Source organism: Streptomyces beigongshangae (assembly GCF_019710745.1).
In the GTDB taxonomy this organism is placed as follows: Bacteria; Actinomycetota; Actinomycetes; order Streptomycetales; family Streptomycetaceae; genus Streptomyces; species Streptomyces beigongshangae.
The window spans coordinates 14,042-35,043 of sequence record NZ_JAHKJW010000071.1 but is presented as its reverse complement, the minus strand read 5'-3'; the positions used below and the strand labels follow the sequence as shown (position 1 = coordinate 35,043).

The 21,002-nt window shown below is 73.2% G+C and carries 17 protein-coding genes; 8 read left to right on the top strand and 9 right to left on the bottom strand.

Annotated features, from left to right (window positions below; genetic code table 11):
- The first annotated feature begins 374 nt into the window (after positions 1-374).
- The gene (locus tag KM933_RS33990) at positions 375-824 is read left to right on the top strand and encodes a PTS sugar transporter subunit IIA (protein ID WP_221359760.1); all 450 of its coding nucleotides are present in this window, start codon (positions 375-377) and stop codon (positions 822-824) included.
- Between the two features lie 119 nt (positions 825-943).
- A complete protein-coding gene (ptsP, locus tag KM933_RS33985) occupies positions 944-2,614 on the top strand; it encodes a phosphoenolpyruvate--protein phosphotransferase (RefSeq protein ID WP_221359758.1) in 1,671 nt (556 codons plus the stop codon).
- A 71-nt stretch (positions 2,615-2,685) separates the two neighbouring features.
- Here the strand turns inward: ptsP and KM933_RS33980 are convergent, their stop codons facing one another.
- Entirely contained in the window at positions 2,686-3,588 is a 903-nt protein-coding gene (locus KM933_RS33980; protein WP_221359756.1) for a hypothetical protein, read from the bottom strand.
- Positions 3,589-3,676: 88 nt separating this feature from the next.
- On the bottom strand, positions 3,677-5,653 hold the full coding sequence (locus KM933_RS33975; RefSeq protein WP_221359754.1) for an acetoacetate--CoA ligase: 1,977 nt from the start codon (positions 5,651-5,653) through the stop codon (positions 3,677-3,679).
- Between the two features lie 213 nt (positions 5,654-5,866).
- On the opposite strand from KM933_RS33975, the gene KM933_RS33970 reads away from it, so the two are divergent.
- Entirely contained in the window at positions 5,867-8,236 is a 2,370-nt protein-coding gene (locus KM933_RS33970; protein WP_221359753.1) for a glycoside hydrolase family 31 protein, read from the top strand.
- Positions 8,237-8,332: 96 nt separating this feature from the next.
- Here the strand turns inward: KM933_RS33970 and KM933_RS33965 are convergent, their stop codons facing one another.
- On the bottom strand, positions 8,333-8,869 hold the full coding sequence (locus KM933_RS33965; RefSeq protein WP_221359751.1) for an NUDIX domain-containing protein: 537 nt from the start codon (positions 8,867-8,869) through the stop codon (positions 8,333-8,335).
- 303 nt (positions 8,870-9,172) lie between these two features.
- On the opposite strand from KM933_RS33965, the gene KM933_RS33960 reads away from it, so the two are divergent.
- The 4 genes from KM933_RS33960 to glpK all read left to right on the top strand — a co-directional run bounded on the left by KM933_RS33960 (position 9,173) and on the right by glpK (position 13,513).
- Positions 9,173-9,622: a Zn-ribbon domain-containing OB-fold protein gene (locus KM933_RS33960; RefSeq protein ID WP_221359763.1), complete on the top strand. Its 450-nt coding sequence runs from the start codon at positions 9,173-9,175 to the stop codon at positions 9,620-9,622.
- Complete coding sequence (locus tag KM933_RS33955) at positions 9,619-10,809, top strand: lipid-transfer protein (RefSeq protein ID WP_221359749.1); 1,191 nt, start codon at positions 9,619-9,621, stop codon at positions 10,807-10,809. Before KM933_RS33960 ends, KM933_RS33955 begins: the two co-directional genes overlap by 4 nt.
- Positions 10,810-11,162: 353 nt before the next feature.
- Positions 11,163-11,888 carry an MIP/aquaporin family protein gene (locus KM933_RS33950; RefSeq protein ID WP_221359747.1) on the top strand — a complete coding sequence of 242 codons (726 nt, stop codon included), beginning with the start codon at positions 11,163-11,165 and terminating at the stop codon, positions 11,886-11,888.
- A 113-nt stretch (positions 11,889-12,001) separates the two neighbouring features.
- Entirely contained in the window at positions 12,002-13,513 is a 1,512-nt protein-coding gene (gene glpK / locus KM933_RS33945; protein ID WP_221359745.1) for a glycerol kinase GlpK, read from the top strand.
- Positions 13,514-13,529: 16 nt separating this feature from the next.
- Here glpK and KM933_RS33940 read toward each other — a convergent pair whose 3' ends face one another.
- From KM933_RS33940 to KM933_RS33925, 4 genes are all read right to left on the bottom strand, one after another.
- Positions 13,530-14,135: a GTP-binding protein gene (locus KM933_RS33940; RefSeq protein ID WP_221359743.1), complete on the bottom strand. Its 606-nt coding sequence runs from the start codon at positions 14,133-14,135 to the stop codon at positions 13,530-13,532.
- Positions 14,136-14,209: 74 nt separating this feature from the next.
- Positions 14,210-14,605, bottom strand: coding sequence for a DUF742 domain-containing protein (locus KM933_RS33935; RefSeq protein ID WP_221359741.1), 396 nt, complete (start codon positions 14,603-14,605; stop codon positions 14,210-14,212).
- Positions 14,606-14,614: 9 nt separating this feature from the next.
- Entirely contained in the window at positions 14,615-15,055 is a 441-nt protein-coding gene (locus tag KM933_RS33930) for a roadblock/LC7 domain-containing protein (RefSeq protein ID WP_221359739.1), read from the bottom strand.
- Positions 15,052-17,940, bottom strand: coding sequence for a nitrate- and nitrite sensing domain-containing protein (locus KM933_RS33925; protein WP_221359737.1), 2,889 nt, complete (start codon positions 17,938-17,940; stop codon positions 15,052-15,054). Before KM933_RS33925 ends, KM933_RS33930 begins: the two co-directional genes overlap by 4 nt.
- Before the next feature lie 531 nt (positions 17,941-18,471).
- On the opposite strand from KM933_RS33925, the gene KM933_RS39955 reads away from it, so the two are divergent.
- A complete protein-coding gene (locus KM933_RS39955; protein ID WP_260334565.1) occupies positions 18,472-19,098 on the top strand; it encodes a hypothetical protein in 627 nt (208 codons plus the stop codon).
- On the opposite strand, the gene KM933_RS33915 is transcribed toward KM933_RS39955, so the two are convergent.
- Positions 19,095-20,330, bottom strand: coding sequence for an NAD(P)/FAD-dependent oxidoreductase (locus KM933_RS33915; protein WP_221359761.1), 1,236 nt, complete (start codon positions 20,328-20,330; stop codon positions 19,095-19,097). The two genes, KM933_RS39955 and KM933_RS33915, sit on opposite strands and share 4 nt — an antisense overlap.
- A gap of 236 nt (positions 20,331-20,566) precedes the next feature.
- Positions 20,567-20,887 carry a bifunctional 3-phenylpropionate/cinnamic acid dioxygenase ferredoxin subunit gene (locus KM933_RS33910; RefSeq protein WP_221359735.1) on the bottom strand — a complete coding sequence of 107 codons (321 nt, stop codon included), beginning with the start codon at positions 20,885-20,887 and terminating at the stop codon, positions 20,567-20,569.
- Positions 20,888-21,002: the final 115 nt, after the last annotated feature.

Sequence of the window (21,002 nt, the reverse complement as noted above, 5' to 3'; positions counted from 1 at the left end):
GACGCTTCCTTCGTACTCACCCTCTCGGGCTTTCCTCCGGGCGCTTCCCTTCGTGTTCCCAAACTCTATCAGTGGTTTTCCGTCTCCCTGACCATCGTCCCGCGGACATGCGGAACAAGATCTGAGATGACAACTGATCAGTTGGGTGCTGCCGGACTGGGACGCAACATTCGCATCTCTCGGCCCCGGGCAGGTCTAAGACTGTACATGGGGCCTCCGATCGGGTGCAAATCGTCTGCGCCGCGCGCGGCGTCAGCCGACCGGATCCTCTGGCGCGGAACCGTCACTTCCCATGACTTACGCTGCTCAGCAGTGCGCCGTCCGGGACAGGCAGTGACGGCCCCCAGTGAATCCCCGCCCCCGGGAGGCTTCCCATGACCACCGTGACGTCCCCTCTTGCAGGACGCGCCATCGGACTCGCAGCAGTGCCGGATCCGGTCTTCTCCGGGGCCATGGTGGGCCCCGGTACCGCGATCGACCCCGTCCGGGAGGCTTCCGCTGCGGTGTCGCCCGTCGACGGTGTCGTCGTCTCCCTCCACCCGCACGCCTTCGTCGTGGTCGACGAGGAGGGTCATGGAGTGCTGACGCACCTGGGCATCGACACCGTGCAGCTCAACGGCGAGGGTTTCGAGCTCCTCGTGAACAAGGGGGACACAGTGCAGCGCGGGCAGGCCGTGGTGCGCTGGGACCCGGCCGCCGTCGAAGCGGCCGGCAAGTCCCCCGTCTGTCCCGTCGTGGCGCTCGAAGCCACCACGGAGTCCCTCTCCGACGTCAGCGTCGACGGCGAGGTCAAGGTCGGCGACGCTCTCTTCAGCTGGCACTGACCTGGCACCGACCGCATGCGCCGGCCACGGGACGGCAGGCGCATCAAGCACGGCGGGTACAGCAGGTACGGCACGACATCACGGCGGCAGGCGCTGCCGCTCTATCGGAGACGGGTGACATGGAGACAACGCTGCGAGGCGTCGGCGTGAGCCACGGTGTGGCGATCGGCGAGGTTCGGCACATGGGGACGGCGGTGCTCGAACCGCCTGCCAAGCAGATACCGCCGCAGGACGCGGAGCGCGAACAGGGGCGCGCCCGTCAGGCCGTGGAGGCCGTGGCGGCCGACTTGATGGCGCGCGGCAACCTGGCGGGCGGCGAGGCGCAGGCCGTCCTGGAGGCCCAGGCCATGATGGCCCAGGACCCGGAGCTCATCGCCGACGTCGAGCGGCGTATCGCGGTGGGGAGCACGGCGGAGCGGGGGGTCTACGACGCGTTCGCCGCGTACCGCGCCCTGCTGGCGAACGCCGGTGAGTACCTCGCGGGCCGCGTGGCCGACCTCGACGACGTGCGGAACCGCATCGTCGCGCGGCTGCTCGGTGTTCCGATGCCCGGTGTGCCCGACAGCGACGAGCCGTACGTCCTCATCGCCCGTGATCTCGCGCCGGCCGACACGGCGCTGCTGGACCCGGCGCTCGTGCTCGGTTTCGTCACCGAGGAGGGTGGCCCGACGAGCCACAGCGCGATCCTGGCGCGGGCCCTCGGGGTACCCGCCGTGGTGGCGCTGCCGGGAGCGGGCGAGCTGGCCGAGGGCACGACGGTCGCCGTGGACGGCAGCACCGGTGAGATCTTCGTGGACCCGAGCGCCGGGAAGAAGGCCGAGATGGAGGCCGCTGCCGCCGCGCGCAGGGCCGCGCTCGCCGCGTCGACGGGTCCCGGGGCGACCTCCGACGGGCACCGGGTGCCGCTGCTGGCCAACATCGGTGGTCCGGCGGACGTTCCGGCGGCGGTCGAGGCGGGCGCCGAGGGCGTGGGGCTGTTCCGTACCGAGTTCCTCTTCCTCGACGACAGCAGGAACGCGCCGTCGCGGGAGAAGCAGGTCGAGGCGTACCGCCAGGTGCTCGAAGCCTTCCCCGAGGGGCGGGTCGTGGTGCGCGTGCTCGACGCGGGCGCCGACAAGCCGCTCGACTTCCTGACGCCGGCCGACGAGCCGAACCCCGCTCTGGGCGTGCGCGGTCTGCGGTCGCTGCTCGACCACCCCGAGGTGCTGCGGACGCAGCTGACGGCGCTGTCGGAGGCGTCCGAGGGGCTGCCCGTCCACCTCGAGGTGATGGCTCCGATGGTCGCGGACCGCGCGGACGCCAAGGCGTTCGCCGACGCGTGCCGTGCGGCCGGTCTGCGGGCGAAGTTCGGCGCCATGGTCGAGATCCCTTCGGCCGCCCTGCGGGCGCGCTCGATCCTGCGGGAGGTCGAGTTCCTGTCGCTGGGGACCAACGACCTCGCGCAGTACACCTTCGCCGCCGACCGTCAGGTGGGTGCCGTGTCCCGGCTTCAGGACCCGTGGCAGCCCGCGCTGCTCGACCTGGTCGCGGTGTCCGCCGAGGCGGCGTCGGCGGAGGGCAGGAGCTGTGGCGTCTGCGGTGAGGCCGCTTCGGACCCGCTGCTCGCGTGCGTGCTGACCGGTCTGGGCGTCACCTCCCTCTCCATGGGTGCGGCGTCGATTCCCTACGTGCGTGCGGCGTTGGCCAAGTACACGCTCGCGCAGTGCCGGCGGGCGGCGGCGGCCGCGCGGGCCTGCGACAGCGCCGAGGAGGCGCGCACGGCGGCTCAGGCGGTGCTGTCCGGCGAGTAGACGCCGTTCCCGTGGCCCGGGGGGCGCTCCACCGAAGGGTGGGGCGCCCCCCGTGTCTTCAGTGCGTGCGTTCAGTGCGTGTGCGCGGTCGCGGGGCCGTCGTCGCCGAGGTCCGGTGGCGCACAGTAGTCGACGCCCGGCTCCGGGGAGACGAGGTCGCCGGTTCGGGCGTCCGTGCAGTAGGCGTCGAAGACCTCCCCGGCGGTGAGGGGGGACAGTCCCTCACCGCGCAGGCGCCAGCCGTAGACCCGGTCGGCACTGTGGGGTGTGCTGATGCGCATGACGAGGCCGCCGGCGGTCCGGGTGGCGATGCCGAGGGCGAGGACGGTGGTGAACTCCAGGGCTTCGGCCTCGTCCAGGTGCGGTGTGCCGTCCTGGTCGTCGTCGGCGTGCAGGACGGCCGTCAGTGCCTCGGGCTCGGTGGAGACGCTGCAGACGAGGTGCCGCTCGCCCGGGCCCGACGCTTCGAGGACGCGGACGAGCAGGTCCGAGGCGCGCAGGAAGCCCGCCCGGCCGATGTCCTCGCCGCAGGACGCGCAGGTGCCGATCCGGGACAGGAGCGTGGTCGCGTACTCCCAGGTGGCCCGGCGGACCGCCTCGTCGACGAGGCGGGGGACGAGGGTGTCCAGGGTCTGGCCCTCGTAGGGGACGGTCGCGCCGGTCGCGGCGAGTTCCGCCGTGAAACGGGTGCGGCCGGCCGCGGTGTCGGGGTCCAGGCCGTGCTCGACGCAGAACTCCGCGTACTCCTCGGGGTCGAAGAGCGCCACCGTGGTGTGGCCGCCCCGGTCGGCGAGTGTTCGGAGCAGGTCCTCCACCTGCCGCAGATAGCCCGCGTGGTCGTCGAAGGCGGAGGCGAAGGTGCGGTAGCGCCGTCGCATCTCAGTGAAGTCGTGCTCGTCGGTGAGCAGGCCGATCGTCCCGGCGATCTCGCGACGCAGGACGTGTCGCGCGGTCCGGTGCTGGGTGTGCGCCATCTTTTCCCCCTGAGCGCGGTGATCAATGCTCACTCACCGTAACCGGCGGCACTGACAACGCCCTCCGGCCCGCGCTGCCGCCGGTGGGTCAGGCGCGGTCGCGGGCCAGTTCCTCGTAGAAGCGGAGCAGGTCGAGGTCGTCGACGGAGCCGGGGTTGACCGCCTTTTCGAGGGGCGTGCCCTGGAGGAGTCGCTTGACCGGGACCTCGATGCGCTTGCCGGTCAGGGTGTGGGGCACGGCGGGGACCTCGATGACCTCGTCGGGGACGTGGCGCGGTGAGAGCTGTTCGCGGATGGTCCGCCTGATGCGGTCCAGGAGGGTCTCGTCGAGCACGGCGCCCGGGGCGAGGTGGACGAAGAGGGGCATCCAGTAGCCGCCGTCGGGCTGTTCGACGCCGATGACGAGGGACTCGCGGATCTCCGGCAGGCGTTCGACCACTTCGTAGATGTCGGCCGATCCCATGCGGACGCCCTGGCGGTTGAGGGTGGAGTCCGAGCGGCCGTGGATGACGACGGAGCCGCGCGAGGTGACGGTGATCCAGTCGCCGTGGCGCCACACACCGGGGTACGTGTCGAAGTAGCTGTCGTGGTAGCGGCTGCCGTCGGGGTCGTTCCAGAAGCGGACCGGCATGGACGGCATCGGGCCGGCGACGACGAGTTCGCCGACCTCGTCGGTGAGGGGCTTGCCGCCGGGGTCCCAGGACTGGAGGTCGGTGCCGAGTCCCGGGGCCTGGAGTTCGCCGATGTGCACGGGGAGGGTGGGGACCGCCCCGGCGAAGCAGGAGCACACGTCGGTGCCGCCGCTGACGGAGGCGATCCACAGGTCGTGGCCCACCTCGGCGAACTCGTCGTGCAGCCAGCGGAACCCGTCGGGGGGCAGGGGCGAGCCCGTGGTGGCGACGCACTTGACGCGGGAGAGGTCGAGGTCGCGGGCGGGGTGGACGTCCGCCTTGCGGCAGGCCATGACGTACGCGGCCGAGGTGCCGTAGAAGGTGGCGCCGGTGCGTTCGGCGACGCGCCACTGGGCTCCGGTGTCCGGATACCCGGGGCTGCCGTCGTACAGGACGACCGTGGTGCCCGTCAGGAGGCCGGAGACGAGGAAGTTCCACATCATCCAGCCGGTGGACGTGTACCAGAAGAAGCGGTCCCCGGGTCCCAGGTCGCAGTGCAGGCCGAGCTGTTTGAGGTGTTCGACGAGGATGCCGCCCTGGGACTGGACGATGGCCTTGGGGAGGCCGGTCGTGCCGGAGGAGTAGAGCACCCAGAGGGGGTGGTCGAACGGCACCTGTTCGTAGACGGGGGTCACGTCCGCCGAGGTGAGGGCGGACCATTCCAGGGTGCCCTCGGGGGCCTCGGTGCCCAGGAGCGGGACGTGCACGACGGCGCGCAGGGTGGGCAGTTCGCGGCGCAGTTCGGCGACGGTCTCCCGGCGGTCGTGCTCCTTGCCCCCGTAGCGGTAGCCGTCGACCGCGAACAGCAGGACGGGCTCGACCTGCCGGAAGCGGTCGAGGACGCCGCGGGCGCCGAAGTCCGGGGCGCAGGAGGTCCACACGGCGCCGACGGCGGCGGTGGCGAGGAGGGCGACGACGGCCTGCGGGACGTTCGGGAGGTATCCGCTGACGCGGTCTCCCGGGCGTACGCCGAGGGCACGGAGTTCGGCTGCCAGGGAGCCCACCTGGCGGCGTAGTGCGGACCAGCTGACGGACCGGGGCTCGTGGGTCTCGTCGGCGTACAGGAGGGCCGGTTCGTCCGCCCTGGTGCCGGCCGCCCGCAGGGCGTGTTCGGCGTAGTTGAGGGTCGCTCCCGGGAACCACTGGGCCCCCGGCATCGAGCGGTCGCCCAGCACGCGTTCGCAGGGGGTGGAGAACCGGACGTCGAACCACTCCGTGACGGCTCGCCAGAACGTGTCCAGTTCCTCCACGGACCAGCGGTGCAGCTCGGCGTAGCCGCCCCGGGCGGGGGCGCCGTGGTGCTCGGCGGCCCATGCCCGGAACCGGGTGAGCTGCGCCCGCTCGATACGTTCCGGGTCGGGCTGCCAGAGCGGCGAGGGGTTCGATGGGTTCATGGGGCGGCTCCCGGACTGCGCGCGTCGTGTGCGTGTACCGCGCACGGGCTGGGTTGTGCGCGTCACGCGGCTGGGACGGACGATGCCATGTGGTCGGCTTTCGCACCAGGGCGGGTCCCGGACGGTCCGGCTCGTGAACGTGCGGCCGTGCATCGGGTGAACGGAAGCTGAACGACTCATCCGTTGGCCTGTCCGGGTGACAGGCTGAGCAGCATGAACGGTCGTGACCTGGTGCGTTCGATGAAGGTGGTCGGTTCGGCCGGGGTGGTGAAGGGGTTGCTCGGCGTGCGGGCCGCGTGGCGCCGGCAGCGTGCCGACGCCTCGGGGCTGCCGGCGCGGGGTGCCGAGCGCGCGCGGGTTCCCGGGCCGGTGCTGTCCGTGGAGCCCGCGCCCGGCGGCGGTGTCGTCCGGTTCGCCCGGTCGGAGCTGCGGATCACCGTCACGGTCGGCGGAGCTGTCTTCCGGGGCTGGGACGGGGCGGGTCCCGGGCCCTCGTACGCGCTGGCGGACGCCGCTCCCGAACCGGATTCCCGGGCCGTCCTGGAGCCGGACAAGGACGGCGCCTGGCGGGTGGTGGCGGAGCGGCTGACGGTGGTCGTCTCCCGGTTCGGGGCCGTGGAGGTGTTCACGCCGGGCGGGGTGCGCCTGCGGCGCGATCTGCCGCCGCGGTGGTGGGAGCCGGCCGGCGGTGGTCCGGCCCGCTGGACACAGCGGTCGGAGGTGGCGGCGGACGCGCGGTTCTTCGGTCTCGGCGGGCGGGCGTCGGGGCCCCGGCTGCGCGACGGGACGTACCGGCTGTGGAACACCGATCCCGGGCGTGCCTTCGGGCCCGGTGACGATCCGTTGCACCTCACCATGCCGGTGCAGCTGGTGGTGGCCGACGCCGCCGCCCATCTGGTGTTCCACGACAGTTCCTGGGACGGCTCGGTGACCCTGCGCGAGGGCGAGGAGGGGGCCGGATCGGGGCACGACCTGGCCGGGACGAGCGAACTGCGGATGGACGGCGGGCCGTTGCGCTGCTGGGTGATGGCGGGCACCCCCGCGCGCGTGCTGCAGACCTGGGCGTCGCTGACCGGTGCCGCCGCGCTGCCGCCGGCCTGGGCCCTGGGCCACCAGCACGGGCGGTGGTCCTTCGGGAACGAGCAGGAGGTGCGGCGGATCGTGGGCGGGTACCACGAGCGCGGGCTGCCGCTGGACGCCGTGCACCTCGGCGCCGACCACCTCGACGCGCACCGGGTGTTCACGGTCGACGAGGACCGCTTCCCCAAGCTGCCGGTGCTGGCGGAGGAGTTGCGCCGGGACGGGATCCGGCTGGTGTCGGTCGTGGGCCCGGCGGTCGGGACCGGGCCCGGGAGCGCCGTGTACGCCGGCGGGAGCGCCGGGGACGCCTTCGTGCGGGACGCCGCCGGAGAGGTGGTGCGCGGGGTGGGCCGGGCGGGCGAGGCGGTCTATCCGGACTTCACGCGCGCGCGCACGCGCCGGTGGTGGGGCGGGCTCTACGAGGAGGGGCTCGCGCAGGGGTTCGCCGGTTTCTGGCACGACCTGGACGAGCCGGTGTCCTTCACGGCCTTCGGTGAGTCCACGCTGCCCCGTTCGGCGCGGCACGATCTGGAGGGCCGCGGCGGCGACCACCGCGAGGCGCACAACGTGTACGCGCTCACCATGGCGCGGGCGGCCCACGAGGGACTGTCCGGAGCGGCTCCCGGGGACCGGCCCTTCCTGTTCTCGCGTTCCGGGTGGGCCGGGTCGCAGCGCTACGGGGGGACCTGGTCCGGGGAGGTGGCCACGGGGTGGCCCGGTCTGCGGGCGTCGCTGTCGCTGGTGCTGGGGCTCGGGCTCTGCGGGGTGCCGTACTCGGGACCCGACGTGGGCGGCGCCGGCGGGAGCCCTTCCCCCGAGCTGTACCTGCGGTGGTTCCAGCTGGGCGCGTACCTGCCGCTCTTCCGTACGTACGGGGGCGGGCGGGCGGGGCGCAGGGAGCCCTGGGAGTTCGGTGACGAGGTCCTGGAGCACGCGCGCGTGGCGCTCGTCGAGCGGCGGCGGCTGCTGCCGTACTTCCTGACGCTGGCCCATCTGGCGCGGCGTACGGGGGCGCCCTACGCGCGTCCGCTGTGGTGGGGTGCCCCGGAGGACCGGGCGCTGCGCGACTGCGAGGACGCCTTCCTGCTCGGTGACTGCCTGCTGGTGGCGCCGGTGCTGGAGCCGGGCGCGGACCGGCGTGCCGTGCGGCTGCCGCCGGGCCGCTGGTACGACGCGGCGACCGGGGAGGCGTACGAGGGGCCCGCCCGGGTGCTGGTCGACGCCCCGCTGTCGCGGATCCCGGTACTGGTCCGCGCGGGCGCCGTGCTGCCCGTGCGCGGCGACGACGGTGCCGTGGAGCTGGAGGTGTGGGCGCCCGCCCCCGGGCGGACCGGGGGCGGGCTGGTGGTCACCGGTGGCGGGGACGGCCGGCGGGAGCCGGAGGCCGAGCGCTATGTGACGCGCCGGCAGGGCGGTCGTGTGGTCGTGGAGCGGGACGGGGACGACGGCCCGGGGCGGCCGTCCCTTCCCGTGCGGGTGCGGGGGCTGGGACCGGAGGTCTGACCGGGGGCGCCGCGGGGCCGCTCGGATGCGGCGGCCATGCGGTCGCCCGGACGCGGCGGCCATGCGGTCGCTCAGGTGTAACGGCCGTACGGTCGCTCAGATGTAGCGGCCCTCGAACCACGCCCGGACCGCCAGGGTGTGCAGCGGGAAGGCGAGTTCGGCCGCCCCGCGCAGCAGGTGCCAGCCCTCGGTCTCGTCCGTCGCGGCGGACGGCGGCAGGTCGCTCGCGGGACGCTCCGGGAGGGCGCCGAAGAGCAGCAGGTGCCCGTCGGGCGAGCTCAGCGCGTCGACGAGCCGTACGTCGCGGCTCGCCGCGACGATGCCCGTCTCCTCCTTGAGCTCACGGACGACGGCCTGCCGCCAGTCCTCCTTGTGGTCGATGAACCCCCCGGGCAGGGCGACACCGCCGCGCGCGGGTTCGACGGTCCGGGTGATGACGACCAGGGCCGCGCCCTTCGTGTCGTACACGGGCTGCAGGGCGACCGCGACCGGCAACGGGTTGCGGTAGGCCACGGCGCCGCAGGCGGTGCAGGTGCGGGGCCAGTCGGAGACGTCTTCTCCGTAGGGGGCGCCGCAGCTCGAACAGTGGGTGCCCGGCGCGGAGTTGGCGGCCGGGATCTGGGATGGGGACACGCCCGGGACTGTATCCGATGATCACACCGATGCTGCGGCTGCCCGCCCTGATCGGCCTCCGGCAGCCGCGATGTCCCTCGAAGGGACGCGCAGGCACGGGTTCCCCCGCGGGGGCGGAGGACGGCCGGAACCACCCCCGTGGGCCCCGGCCGTCCCCGCCGGTGGTCGGACGCGCCGCGGGCCCCGGCGGTTCTCGCCGGTCCGCCGCGGGGCACTGCCCAATCGGCGTGGCCCGTGCCAGACTTCTGACGTACCGTCAGAAAGCCGAGCCGTGGAGGGGCCGTGTCACGCATCCGCACACCCGTGGTCACCGGCTGGTTCACCGGTCGGGGAGGCGGTTTCCGGCTCCTCGGCACGCGCTGCTCGGCCTGCGCGTCCGTGTTCTTCCCCCGGGAGGACGCCTTCTGCCGCAATCCGGGTTGCCCGGGCGGCGAACTGGAGGAGGTGCCGCTGTCGAAGCGGGGCCGCGTCTGGTCCTACACGGACAGCCGGTACCGGCCGCCGCCCCCGTACGTGTCCGATCCGGAACTCGTCTGGCGGCCCTGCGTGCTGGCCGCCGTGGAGCTGCCGGCGGAGCGCCTGGTGGTGCTCGGGCAGACGGTTCCCGGGGTCGGTGTCGCCGATCTGGCGGTGGGCATGGAGGTGGAGGCCGTCCCGGGCGTGCTGAACGAGGACGCGCGGACGACCTGGACGACCTGGCACTGGCGGCCGGTGCGGGACGGCACCGCGGCGGGTACGGGAGCGGCGCCGTGACGGGGGACGTGGCAGTGCTCGGCACGGGCATGCACCCCTGGGGCAAGTGGGGCCGGAGTTTCGTCGAGTACGGGACGGTGGCGGCGCGTGGGGCGCTGGCCGACGCGGGTCTCGACTGGCGGGAGGTCGGCTCGGTCGTCGGCGCGGACACGGTGCGCGGCGGCTATCCGGGATACGTGGCGGGGGCGACGTTCGCCAGGGCGCTGGGCTGGCAGGGGGCCCGGGTGGCGAGCGTGTACGCGGCGTGCGCGTCGGGGGCGCAGGCCGTCGACACGGCACGGACGCAGATCCTCGCGGGTCTCACGGACGTGGCGCTCGTGGTGGGCGCGGACGCGGCCCCGAAGGGGTTCTTCCGGCCCGCGGGAGGGGACAGGCCCGACGATCCGGACTGGCTGCGCTTCCGTCTCCTCGGGGCGACGAATCCGGCGTACTTCGGGCTGTACGCGCGGCGGCGGATGGCCGTCCACGGCGACACCCTGGAGGACTTCGCACGGGTCAAGGTGAAGAACGCGGCCATGGGGGCGCTGAATCCGGACGCGCGCTACCGCAGGCGGGTCACGGCCGAGGAGGTCGCCGCGTCGGCGGTGGTGGCCGATCCGCTGCGGCTGCTGGACATCTGCGCGACCTCGGATGGCGCGGCGGCGCTGGTGCTGTCCAGCATGGCGTTCGCGCGGCGGCACGGGGCCGCGGACCCGGTGCGGATCCGGGCCGTGTCCACGGTGACGCCGCGCTATCCCCGTACCGTCCTGGACCTGCCCGACATCGCGACGGACTCGGCGGCCGCGGTCCGGCCGGCGGACGGCACGTTCCGCGCGTCGATCGCGCGGGCGGCGTACGAGGAGGCGGGGATCGGTCCGGAGGACCTCTCGCTCGCCGAGGTCTACGACCTGTCCACGGCCCTGGAGCTGCAGTGGTACGAGGATCTGGGGCTGTGCGGCGAGGGCGGGGCGGCCGGGCTGCTGCGGGAGGGCGCGACGGCGCTCGGCGGACGGCTGCCCGTGAACGTCAGCGGCGGGCTCGCCTCCTTCGGGGAGGCCGTTCCCGCGCAGGCCGTCGCCCAGGTCTGCGAGCTCGTACGGCAGCTGCGGGGCACGGCGGGCGACCGGCAGGTCGCGGGGGCCCGGGTGGGAGTGACCGCGAACCAGGGGCTGTTCGGGCACGGGTCGTCCGTGGTCGTCGTCAGATGACGTCAGATGACCCGGTCCGGACGGTCCCGCACCGTTCCGGACCGGCCCGCACCGCTCCGGCCGTCCGCGTGAACCGTTGCCGCCCACGACCTTGACGCTCCCACAGCGCCGGTGAACACTTCCCGTGTCAGTCGGCATCGTCGCATTCCGGCGCAATCGAGGCACCGCGCCGCGCAGGCTCCCGTCCGCGTCGACAGGGCGTCCCCCACAGGCGGTTCGACTGCTACAGCACGCTCGTCACGGACGCCGGGCGGGGTACGGGACCTCCCTGCCTTCGGCTGAAGCAGTCAGGGGAACGCACCCCGCACGGTGGACCGGGGCGGATCGCCCCGGGTCCTGGCCTAGGAGCCGCCATGAGCAACGGAGACATCTTCGTCGGTGAGGTCATCGGCACAGCGATCCTGATCCTCTTCGGCGCCGGCGTGGTCGCCGCCGTCGTCCTCGACCACTCCAAGGCGAAGGACGCCGGCTGGGCCGTCATCGCCTTCGGCTGGGGTTTCGGCGTGCTGGCCGGCGCGTACACGGCCGCGCCGCTGTCCGGCGGGCACCTCAACCCGGCGGTGACGGTCGGCATCGCGATCGACACCGGCGACTGGGACCAGGTCCACTTCTACGTCGCCGGGCAGATGGCCGGCGCGTTCCTCGGCGCCGTGCTGTGCTGGCTGGTCTACTTCGCGCAGTTCCAGGCCAACGCCGAGGACCGGAGCGCGCAGCCCACGCTCGGGATCTTCTCCACCGCTCCCGAGATCCGCCATCCGGTGGCGAACCTCCTCACCGAGATCATCGCGACCGTCGGTCTGGTCCTGCCGATCCTGGCCTTCGGGCTCACCGAGGGGCTCGGCCAGTCCGGCACCGCCATCCTGATCGTGGCGTTCCTGGTGGTCGGCATCGGTCTGTCGCTCGGCGGTCCGACGGGGTACGCCATCAACCCGGCCCGCGACCTGGGCCCGCGCATCGCCCACGCCGTCCTGCCGATCCCCAACAAGGGGACGTCGGACTGGAGTTACTCGTGGATCCCGGTGGTGGGGCCGCTGGCCGGCGGGGCGCTGTCCGGGCTGATCTTCAACGTGGCCTTCTGACCCCTGTCGTCACGGCAGGGCCCGTACGCACTCCGCGGGACATGTACACCCTCCGCAGGACCCGTACGCCTTCCACCGAACCCGACGAAGCAGGAACCGACGAAGGGGACGTCATGACGGACAAGTTCGTGGCCGCTATCGACCAGGGCACCACGTCCAGCCGCTGCATCGTCTTCAACCAGGACGGCGCGATCGTCGCCGTCGACCGGCGTGAGCACCGCCAGATCTTTCCCAAACCCGGCTGGGTGGAGCACGACGCCACCGAGATCTGGTCGAAGGTGCAGGCCGTGGTCGCGGGCGCGATCGCGAAGGCCGGGCTCCGCGCCGACCAGATCAGCGCGCTGGGGATCACCAACCAGCGCGAGACGACGGTCCTGTGGGACCGCGCCACCGGCAAGCCCGTGCACAACGCGATCGTGTGGCAGGACACCCGTACCTCCGCGCTGTGCGGCGAACTCGGCGGTCCGGACGGGCAGGACCGGTTCCGTGAGCGGACCGGGCTGCCGCTGGCCAGCTACTTCTCCGGGCCCAAGGCGGCCTGGCTGCTCGACAACGTACCGGGGCTGCGGGCCAGGGCCGGGCGCGGCGAGATCGCCTTCGGCACGATCGACTCCTGGCTCGTCTGGAACCTCACCGGCGGCACCGACGGCGGCCGGCACGTCACCGACGTCACCAACGCCTCCCGCACCATGCTGATGAACCTCGCGACGCTCGAATGGGACCGGTCGATCCTCTCCGCGATGGACGTCCCCGAGTCGGTCCTCCCCGACATCAGGTCCTCGGCCGAGGTGTACGGGACCGCCGTGGGCCGGCTCGCCGGGGTCCCGGTGGCGTCCGCGCTGGGCGACCAGCAGGCGGCGGTGTTCGGGCAGACCTGCTACGACGTCGGCACGGCCAAGAACACGTACGGGACGGGCAGCTTCCTGCTGCTCAACACCGGGGGCCGGCCCGTCGCCTCGAAGAACGGGCTGCTGACGACGGTGGGATACAAGATCGGCACGGAGGCGCCGGTCTACTGCCTGGAGGGGGCCATCGCGATCACCGGGGCGCTGGTGCAGTGGTTCCGCGACCAGCTCGGCATCATCCGCAGCGCCGACGAGATCGAGACCCTGGCGGCGGGTGTCGACGACAACGGCGGCGCGTACATCGTGCCCGCGTTCTCGGGGCTGTTCGCGCCGTACTGGCGTTCCGACGCGCGCGGGGTCGTCACGGGTCTGACGCGGTACGTCACCAAGGGGCACCTGGCGCGGGCCGTGCTGGAGGCGACGAGCTGGCAGACGCGTGAGGTCGTGGACGCCATGTTCCAGGACTCGGGGGTGCGGATCACGACCCTGAAGGCGGACGGCGGCATGACCGGGAACAACCTGCTCATGCAGCACCAGGCGGATGTGCTCGACGTGCCGGTGATCCGTCCGAAGGTCTCCGAGACGACCTGTCTGGGGGCGGCGTACGCGGCGGGCCTGGCGACGGGGGTGTGGAACGACCTCGACGAGCTGAAGTCGCACTGGCGGAAGGACGCCGAGTGGACGCCGTCCATGGAGGCGTCGGTCCGCGACCGCGAGTACCACAACTGGCGCAAGGCGGTGGAGAAGAGCTTCGGCTGGGAGGAGGAGGGCACGGGCTGAGCCGTGTCGCGTGTGCTCAGCCGGTGAGGGTGCGGCGGGGGCCGCCCGCGTACGCCATCGCGTGCTGGACGACCTCGACGAGGACCTCCTTGACCGACTCCCGGTCGCGGGCGTCGCACAGGACCACGGGGACGGCGGGGTCGAGGTCGAGGGCCTGGCGGACGTCCTCGGCGGGGTAACGGGAGGCGCCCTCGAAGCAGTTGACGCCGACCACGAAGGGGATGGCGCGTCGCTCGAAGTAGTCGACCGCCGCGAAGCAGTCCTCCAGGCGGCGGGTGTCGGCGAGCACGACGGCCCCCAGGGCGCCGGTGGCGAGCTCGTCCCAGAGGAACCAGAAGCGGTCCTGGCCCGGTGTGCCGAAAAGGTACAGCACGAGGTCCTCGCGGAGCGTGATGCGGCCGAAGTCCATGGCGACCGTGGTGGTGCGCTTGCCCTCCACGCCGCTGGTGTCGTCGACGGGACGGCCCGCCTCGGTCAGCAGCTCCTCGGTGCGCAGCGGCTTGATCTCGCTCACGGCGCCGACCAGGGTGGTCTTGCCCACACCGAAGCCGCCCGCCACGAGGATCTTGAGGGTGACGGGTTCGACCGGGGCCTTGCCGCGTTCCGTGCGCCCGAGGATCATCGGTCTCTTCTTCCTGCTTCGGTGGTGTCACGTGCTCGGTCGTGCCGGGTGCTTCGGTGGTGCCGGTGCTTCGTTCACAGGGCCCGCAAGCCGCTGATCACATCGCGCAGGATGCTCTCGTCGGGCAGCTCGGCCGGGGGGACCGGACGCGTCACACGGACCAGCTCGTCCTCCACCAGATCGCCTATGAGGACGCGTACGACCCCGATGGGCAGGTCGAGGCCCGCGGCGAGTTCGGCGACCGACTGGGGGGCGTCACGGCAGAGTCCGACGATGTCCACGTGCTCCGGGGAGAGCGAGTTGTCCGCCTCCGGGTCCTCGGCGTACCGCTCCGCCACCACCAGCGCGATCAGGTCGAGGCGGTGCTGGCCCGGGCTGGTGGTGCGGCCGCGTGTCATGGCGTACGGACGGACCACCGGTCCGGCCTCGTCGTCGAACCAGTGGGGCGTCCCCTGACCGTCTCCGCTCATACCGTCCCACTACCCTCCGGAGGACAGTTCGGTGCGCGGGACGGCGGCGAGATGCGCGCCGACCCTCTTCACCAGCAGGGTCATCTCGTACGCGACCTGCCCGACGTCGGAGTCGGCGTCCGAGAGGACGGCGAGGCAGCTGCCGTCACCGGCCGCCGTGACGAAGAGGAACGCCTCGTCCAGTTCGACCACCGTCTGCCGGACGCTGCCGGCCTCGAAGTGGCGGCCGACGCCCTTGGCGAGGCTGTGGAAGCCGGAGGCGACGGCGGCCAGATGCTCGCTGTCCTCCCTCGTCAGGTCGCCGGAGACCCCCGTGGGGAGGCCGTCCCCGGAGAGCACGAGTGCTTTGCGGATGCTGGCGACGCGCGCCACCAGGTCGTCGAGGAGCCAGTTGAGCTCTCCCGTCTCCGTGGTGGTCGTGAGGTGGCCGGCGGTCTTCGGTCCGGTCATCGACCGTCTCCCTTGGTCGTTCCTGGTGCTGTGCCGTCCTGGGCCCGGTCGCCCTCGGCGTTCTCCTCGCGGCCGCGCTGCCAGCCGCGCTGGAGCGAGGCCATCCGGTTGCGTACTTCGTCCGCGTCCCGGTCGGTGGGGTCCGCCGGGCGGGCGGCGCCGCTCGCGGTGCCCTCCTCGGGCCCCTCCTTGAGCTGCGGAGCCAGACTGGCCTGCCGTACGCGGCGGGGCAGCGGGCCGGTGCCGCCCGCGGCCGACGCGTCGGGGCGGGTGTCTCCGCTGTCAACCGGGGCCGCGGGGCGGGTGCTGCCCGCTTCGATCCCGCGGCGTGCGCCGGGCCGGGGCAGGGCCGGAGGCCGGTCGCGGTCCCCCCGGCCCTCGCCCGCGCCCGCTTCCTCGCCTGCACCGGCGGGCCGGTCGCCGGTCTCACGGCCCGCCGGTCCCCGCGTGGCGCCCCTGGACCGCTTCGGCAGCTCTTCGAGCACGCCGGAACGCTCGGGCGCCTCCCCGGCCGGCCGGGGCAGTTCCGTCACCTCGCCGGTGTCCTGGCGGTCCGCCGTGCCCTCGCGGCGCGGTGCGGCGCGGGTCACGGGACGCCCGTGGGAGCTGACGAGCTTGGGGGCGCGGCGGCGGGGCAGCGGCGCGGCGGGGCGGCCGTCGCCGCCGTCGGACGGTGCCGGCCCGCGCGGTGGTTCGGGCCACTCCTCCTTGGTGGTCCCGGCGCGGGAGCGGCGCGGCCGGAAGACGCCGCCGCGCCCGGTCCCGTCGTCGAGAGGGCCGGGGAAGTCGTCGAGGGCGTCCAGGTCGACGGGCGCCTCCAGTTCGACCGGCCCGTCGAGGATCGAGGTCGACAGGCCGGGCAGCGTCACCGGGACCTGGGACAGGGCGGTCCTGCGGTCGTCGTCGGCCGTGCCCTTCGGGCTCCTCGGTTTCTGCGCGCCCTTCGCGGAGGGCGCGCGGTCGAGCCGGAAACCGACGCCGTTGGTGTCGGGCACCTCGTCCGAGAGCAGCGCGTCGGGCACGAAGACCACCGCGGTCGTCCCCCCGTACGGGGAGGGTTGCAGGGAGACGCGTACGTTCTGCCGCTGGGCGAGCCGGCTGACCACGAAGAGGCCCAGCCGGTCGGTGTCGGAGAGCTCGAACTCGGGGGTCTCCGCCAGCCGGAGGTTGGCGTCGAGGAGCGCCTCGGCGGCCATGCCGAGACCGCGGTCGTGGATCTCCAGGGTGAAGCCGTTGGCGACCCGCTCGCCGAGGACCTGCACGGCCGTGTGCGGCGGGGAGAACACCGTGGCGTTCTCCAGGAGTTCGGCCACCAGGTGCGTGAGGTCGGCGACGGCGGACCCGGTGACGGCCATCCGCGGCAGCCGCCTGACCTCGATGCGCTCGTAGTCCTCGACCTCGGCGACGGCGGCGCGTACGACGTCCATCAGCTGGACGGGCTTGCGCCACTGCCGGGAGGGGGCCGCCCCGGAGAGGATGACCAGGCCTTCCGCGTGCCGGCGCATACGGGTCGTCAGGTGGTCCAGGCGGAAGAGGTCGGCGAGTTCGTCCGTGTCCTCGGTCCTGCGCTCCATCGTGTCGAGCAGGGTGAGCTGCTTGTGCAGCAGGACCTGGCTGCGGCGGGCGAGGTTCACGAAGACCTCGGAGACGCCGCTGCGCAGTTCGGACTGCTTGACCGCGGCCTCGACGGCGGACCGCTGGAGGCTGTTGAGGGCCTGGCTGACCTCGCCGATCTCGTTCTTCTCGTACTCCAGGCGCGGGACCTCGGTCTCGACGTCGACCTGCTCGCCCGCGGAGAGGCGGCGCATCACGCTGGGCAGCCGGACCTCGGCGGTCTCGTGGGCCTCCCGGCGCAGCCGGCGCAGGTCGCGGATGAGGCCGCGGCCCATGCGTACGGACATGAAGAGCGAGACCAGCACCGCGGCCAGGCCGAGCACGCCGGCGATGGCGGCCTTGACGATGACGCCGACCGCGACGGGGCGGACCCGGTCCTGGAAGCGGTCGCCCGCCTGGGTGTTGAGCTTGTCGAGGCCGTCCAGGACGCCGTCCGCGAGGCCGTCCCAGCTCCTCGCGCTGACTCCGTCGGGGGTGCCGGGCGAGGAGGCGAGGACGGACTGCTCGGCCACGCGCAGCGGTGCGGTGGAGGCGTTCTTCCAGTAGCGCTCGTAGCGGGTGCGCTCGACGGAGGGCAGTTGCGGCAGGTTGATCTCGTACATGAGCGTGCGCTGGGCGACGAGGTCGGAGATGTCGCGGGCCTCGTCGCGGGTGACCCTGCCGACCACGAGGGAGGAGCCGAGCAGGGCGTCCTCCCGGGCCAGCAGCTCACGGGCGCGCGACATGTTGACGAGGGCGCGGCCCTCCTTGTCCACGTCCACGTCGTCGAGGACCCGGAGGTTGGCCAGGAGGATGTAGCAGGGGTCCACCAGGCGGTTGTAGAGGTCCAGGGCCTGCGCACGGGTGACCGTGCCGTCCTCGACGCTCTGACGCAGCGACCCCACCCCGTCGAAGGCGTCCAGGATGGCCGTGAGGCGCTCGGTGGCGTCGGGACCCAGCTCGTCCCGCACGTCGGCGGCCCCGGCGTTCCGGCGGATCTTCGAGACCACCTCGTCGGTGGCGGTCCTGGTCCGGCGCAGGTCGGTGAGGGCGTCGGAGGCGCGGGGGTCCGCGAGGTAGACGAGGGCCTGGCGGCGCTCGTCCTGGAGCACGCTGATGACGTCCTCGGTGGGGTAACCGATCTCCTGGACGATGAACGTCGTGTCGAACAGCTGGTTGACCTCGCGCCCCGTGAGTACGGTGGCGAAGGCCCAGATCCCGGTCAGGGAAACGAGCGGCACGAGAAGCAGCGCCACGATCTTCCGGCGGATGGACTTCCCGCGAAAGCGCATGGCCTCCCCCAGCTCGGCCCCGGAGAAAAGGGGGCACACATGTACGGCAACAAACGGCGTGAGCCTACTACCGACCCACGGGTATCTCGAAGACCTGTCCGGGCCGACTCGGCGCACACCCGGACAGGACGTCCGCAGTTGTCCGTCCATTGCGGGAGATTGCGTCCCCGAATCCGACACGGGTCGGCGACTGCGGCTGCGTCCCCACAGCAGATCAATTGGCCGGAATTCTTCGGCCGCCGGGAATCTTCGGCTTACGCCGATCGTCTGTCTGTACGGAAGTTGGGGGCGGAATCGGCTGCAGGTGCCGTATGCCGCGGCCAGGCCGCGTATAACAGCGCAAGCCGGGCAGCCGATGGGGAGCCGGAGTCTCACGACACCGGAGCGAGCGGCTGTCCGGCGGTGGGGAGTGACGAGTTGATGGGCACGGCGGAGCGGTACGGGGCATCCGGGGCGGGTGTCGCGACGATCGCGGAGACGGAGCGGGAGCCACGGGTGCCGGCTCACGGCATTCCGGCCGACATTTCGGTGATGGACATTTCGGCGGCGGATGTCGCGGCGGAGGCGGAGCGGGTGACGGAGGCCGGTACAGCGCCTGCGGCGGGGGACGGCACGGCCCCCGTGGCGGGGACCGGGACGGAGCCGTTCGTGGACGCCGAGGGGGCCGGGGAAGCCGGCGAGGTGGGGGAAGCCGGCGAGGTCGGGGCCGATCTCCTGCCGGAGAGGGGGGAGCGGCCGGCTGCGGGGGCCGGGGACCGGGGGCACTACCGGCCGTTGTGGATCGAGGAGCCCGCGCGCCGGCGGCGGCTGCCGGATCCCGTGCGGACGTCGGCGGTGCGGGCCGTCATCATCATCGCCGTCACCCTGATCCAGGCGATGATCGCGTTCCTGTGCACCATGGCCGGTTCCTGGCTCGCGTTCCCGATGGTGCTGAGCAGCGTGGCGAGCACGGTGGTGGCGACGTGGGGCGCGCTGGACGTCTGGGTCACCCGCCAGGTGTGGAACCAGCGCAACGGCGTGGTGTCGGAGCCGAGCAGCACGGCGCGGGCCCTGCGGCGCGAGCGGCGCAAGGCCCGGCGTCAGGAGCGGACCGCGCAGCGGGCGAGCGAGCGGATACGCAGGCGGAGCGGCGCGGGCCGGCTCTCGCACTCCTCCTAGGGGACCGCGGGCTCCCCTTCCCGGGGGAGCGCGGGCTCCTTCGCGTTCGCCGTCCCGTCCTGCACGGTCGCCGCACGGGCGAGTTCACGCCGGACTCGGGTGAAGGAGCGGGGGCGGTCCACGGAGAGCACCGCCGTCGTCCGGCCCTCGCGCTCGTAGAGCGCGAGGAAGCCGCCCTCGTCCGGCGCCCCGCCGGCGGTCGCGCCCTCCGCGATGCGGACGGTGTCGGTGTCGAGCCGCCGTCCGGCGAACTGGATGCGCGCCCCGTACTGGTCGGACCAGAAGTAGGGCAGCGGGCGCACGGTCCGCGCGGTGTGCCCGGCGAGGAGGTTGTGCACGGCGACCCGTGGTTGCTCGGTGGCGCTGGTCCAGTGCTCCGCGCGGGTTCCTCCCACGCGGGCCACGTCGCCGACGGCGACCACCTGGGGCAGAGCCGTCACACAGCCGTCGTCGCACAGCACGCCGTCGGCCAGGGCGAGCGCCGAGCCCGTCAGCCAGCCGGTGTCGGGAGTGGCACCGATACCGACGATCACGACATCGGCGGGCAGGAGCCGTCCGTCGGTGAGTTCCACCCCGGTGACGGCGGCGGTGCCCCGCAGCGCGGCGACCCCTGTTCCGGTGATCAGGCCGACACCGCCCCGGCGGTGCAGCGCGGCGCACAGGGCCGCCATCTCCGGGCCGAGCTGGGGAATCAGCGGGAGCCGGGCCGCTTCGACGACGGTGACGTCGTGGCCGAGCACGGCGCACGAGGACGCGGTCTCGGCGCCGATGAATCCCCCGCCGACGACGACGACACGGCGGGGGCCCGCGGTCAGTTCGGCACGCAGGGCCCGGGCGTCGTCGAGGGTGCGCAGGGTGTGGACTCCGGCCGGTCCGCGGCCCGGACCGGGCAGCCGGCGGGCCGACGCTCCCGTGGCGACGACGACACCGTCACAGGAAACGGCGCGGCCGTCGTCGAGGAGGACCCTGCGGCCGCGGGCGTCGAGACCGCGGGCGCGGACGCCGAGCAGCCACTCCGCGTCGAGTCCGGCGTTCTCCTCCGGGTCGCCGAGGGCGAGTCGGTCCTCGTCGGAGCGGCCGGTGAGGAAGTCCTTGGACAGGGGCGGGCGGTCGTAGGGACGGTGTGGTTCGTCGCCGACGACCACCAGCCGCCCGTCGAATCCCCGGGCACGCAGTTCACGGGCCGCGTACAGCCCGGCCAGCGAGGCTCCGACCACGGTGACGGTCCGCATGGACCCCATGGGCCCCATGTTCCTCATGGTCCGGTCCCCCTCTTTCGCATGATCCGGTCCCTGTGTTCCTCATGGTCCGCGCGCTCCTCATGCGGCGGGCGCGGGAGACGCCACCGGCAGCCGTCCCGATGCCCGGTGCGGGTGAGGAGGCGGGTGTTCCGGCGCCCTTCCCCGGGAAGCCCGTGGGAGGGTGGGGCCCGGGGCGCGCGTCGGCGCGTGCCCCGCGCAAGGGGTCGTCATGCCGCCGTTCCCTCCTCGGCCGCCACATGGACGTGGACGACGCCGTCCTCGACGGTGACGCGGTGGGTGCGGACGGCGCGGCGCGCGGGGAGGCACGTCGGCTGCCCCGTGCGGAGATCGAACGAGGCGGCGTGCAACGGGCATTCCACGAGACAGCCCTCCAGCCACCCCTCGGAGAGCGAGGCGTCCTGGTGGGTGCAGGTGTCGTCGACGGCGTACAGCTCGCCGTCGGCGTTGAAGACGGCGATGGGCGGCACGGTGTCGGTACGGACGGACTCGCCCGCGGGGAGGTCGTCAAGGCGGCAGACGGGAATCACGGGCCCCCCTCTCGGTCCAGGACGCATGCCCTGGACGTCTCAGGTCCGGTCTGGTCCGAGACGTTCCCCGTCCCGGACGCTTCGGTAACATGCTGTTCCGTATGGCGCATGAGAG

Coding starts and splice junctions, on each gene's coding strand:
- ptsP (WP_221359758.1), top strand. CDS start 944: ATGGAGACAACGCTGCGAGGCGTCGGCGTGAGCCACGGTGTGGCGATC.
- KM933_RS39955 (WP_260334565.1), top strand. CDS start 18,472: ATGGACATTTCGGCGGCGGATGTCGCGGCGGAGGCGGAGCGGGTGACG.
- KM933_RS33990 (WP_221359760.1), top strand. CDS start 375: ATGACCACCGTGACGTCCCCTCTTGCAGGACGCGCCATCGGACTCGCA.
- KM933_RS33970 (WP_221359753.1), top strand. CDS start 5,867: ATGAACGGTCGTGACCTGGTGCGTTCGATGAAGGTGGTCGGTTCGGCC.
- KM933_RS33925 (WP_221359737.1), bottom strand. CDS start 17,940: ATGCGCTTTCGCGGGAAGTCCATCCGCCGGAAGATCGTGGCGCTGCTT.
- glpK (WP_221359745.1), top strand. CDS start 12,002: ATGACGGACAAGTTCGTGGCCGCTATCGACCAGGGCACCACGTCCAGC.
- KM933_RS33980 (WP_221359756.1), bottom strand. CDS start 3,588: ATGGCGCACACCCAGCACCGGACCGCGCGACACGTCCTGCGTCGCGAG.
- KM933_RS33950 (WP_221359747.1), top strand. CDS start 11,163: ATGAGCAACGGAGACATCTTCGTCGGTGAGGTCATCGGCACAGCGATC.
- KM933_RS33930 (WP_221359739.1), bottom strand. CDS start 15,055: ATGACCGGACCGAAGACCGCCGGCCACCTCACGACCACCACGGAGACG.
- KM933_RS33975 (WP_221359754.1), bottom strand. CDS start 5,653: ATGAACCCATCGAACCCCTCGCCGCTCTGGCAGCCCGACCCGGAACGT.
- KM933_RS33940 (WP_221359743.1), bottom strand. CDS start 14,135: ATGATCCTCGGGCGCACGGAACGCGGCAAGGCCCCGGTCGAACCCGTC.
- KM933_RS33935 (WP_221359741.1), bottom strand. CDS start 14,605: ATGAGCGGAGACGGTCAGGGGACGCCCCACTGGTTCGACGACGAGGCC.
- KM933_RS33915 (WP_221359761.1), bottom strand. CDS start 20,330: ATGCGGACCGTCACCGTGGTCGGAGCCTCGCTGGCCGGGCTGTACGCG.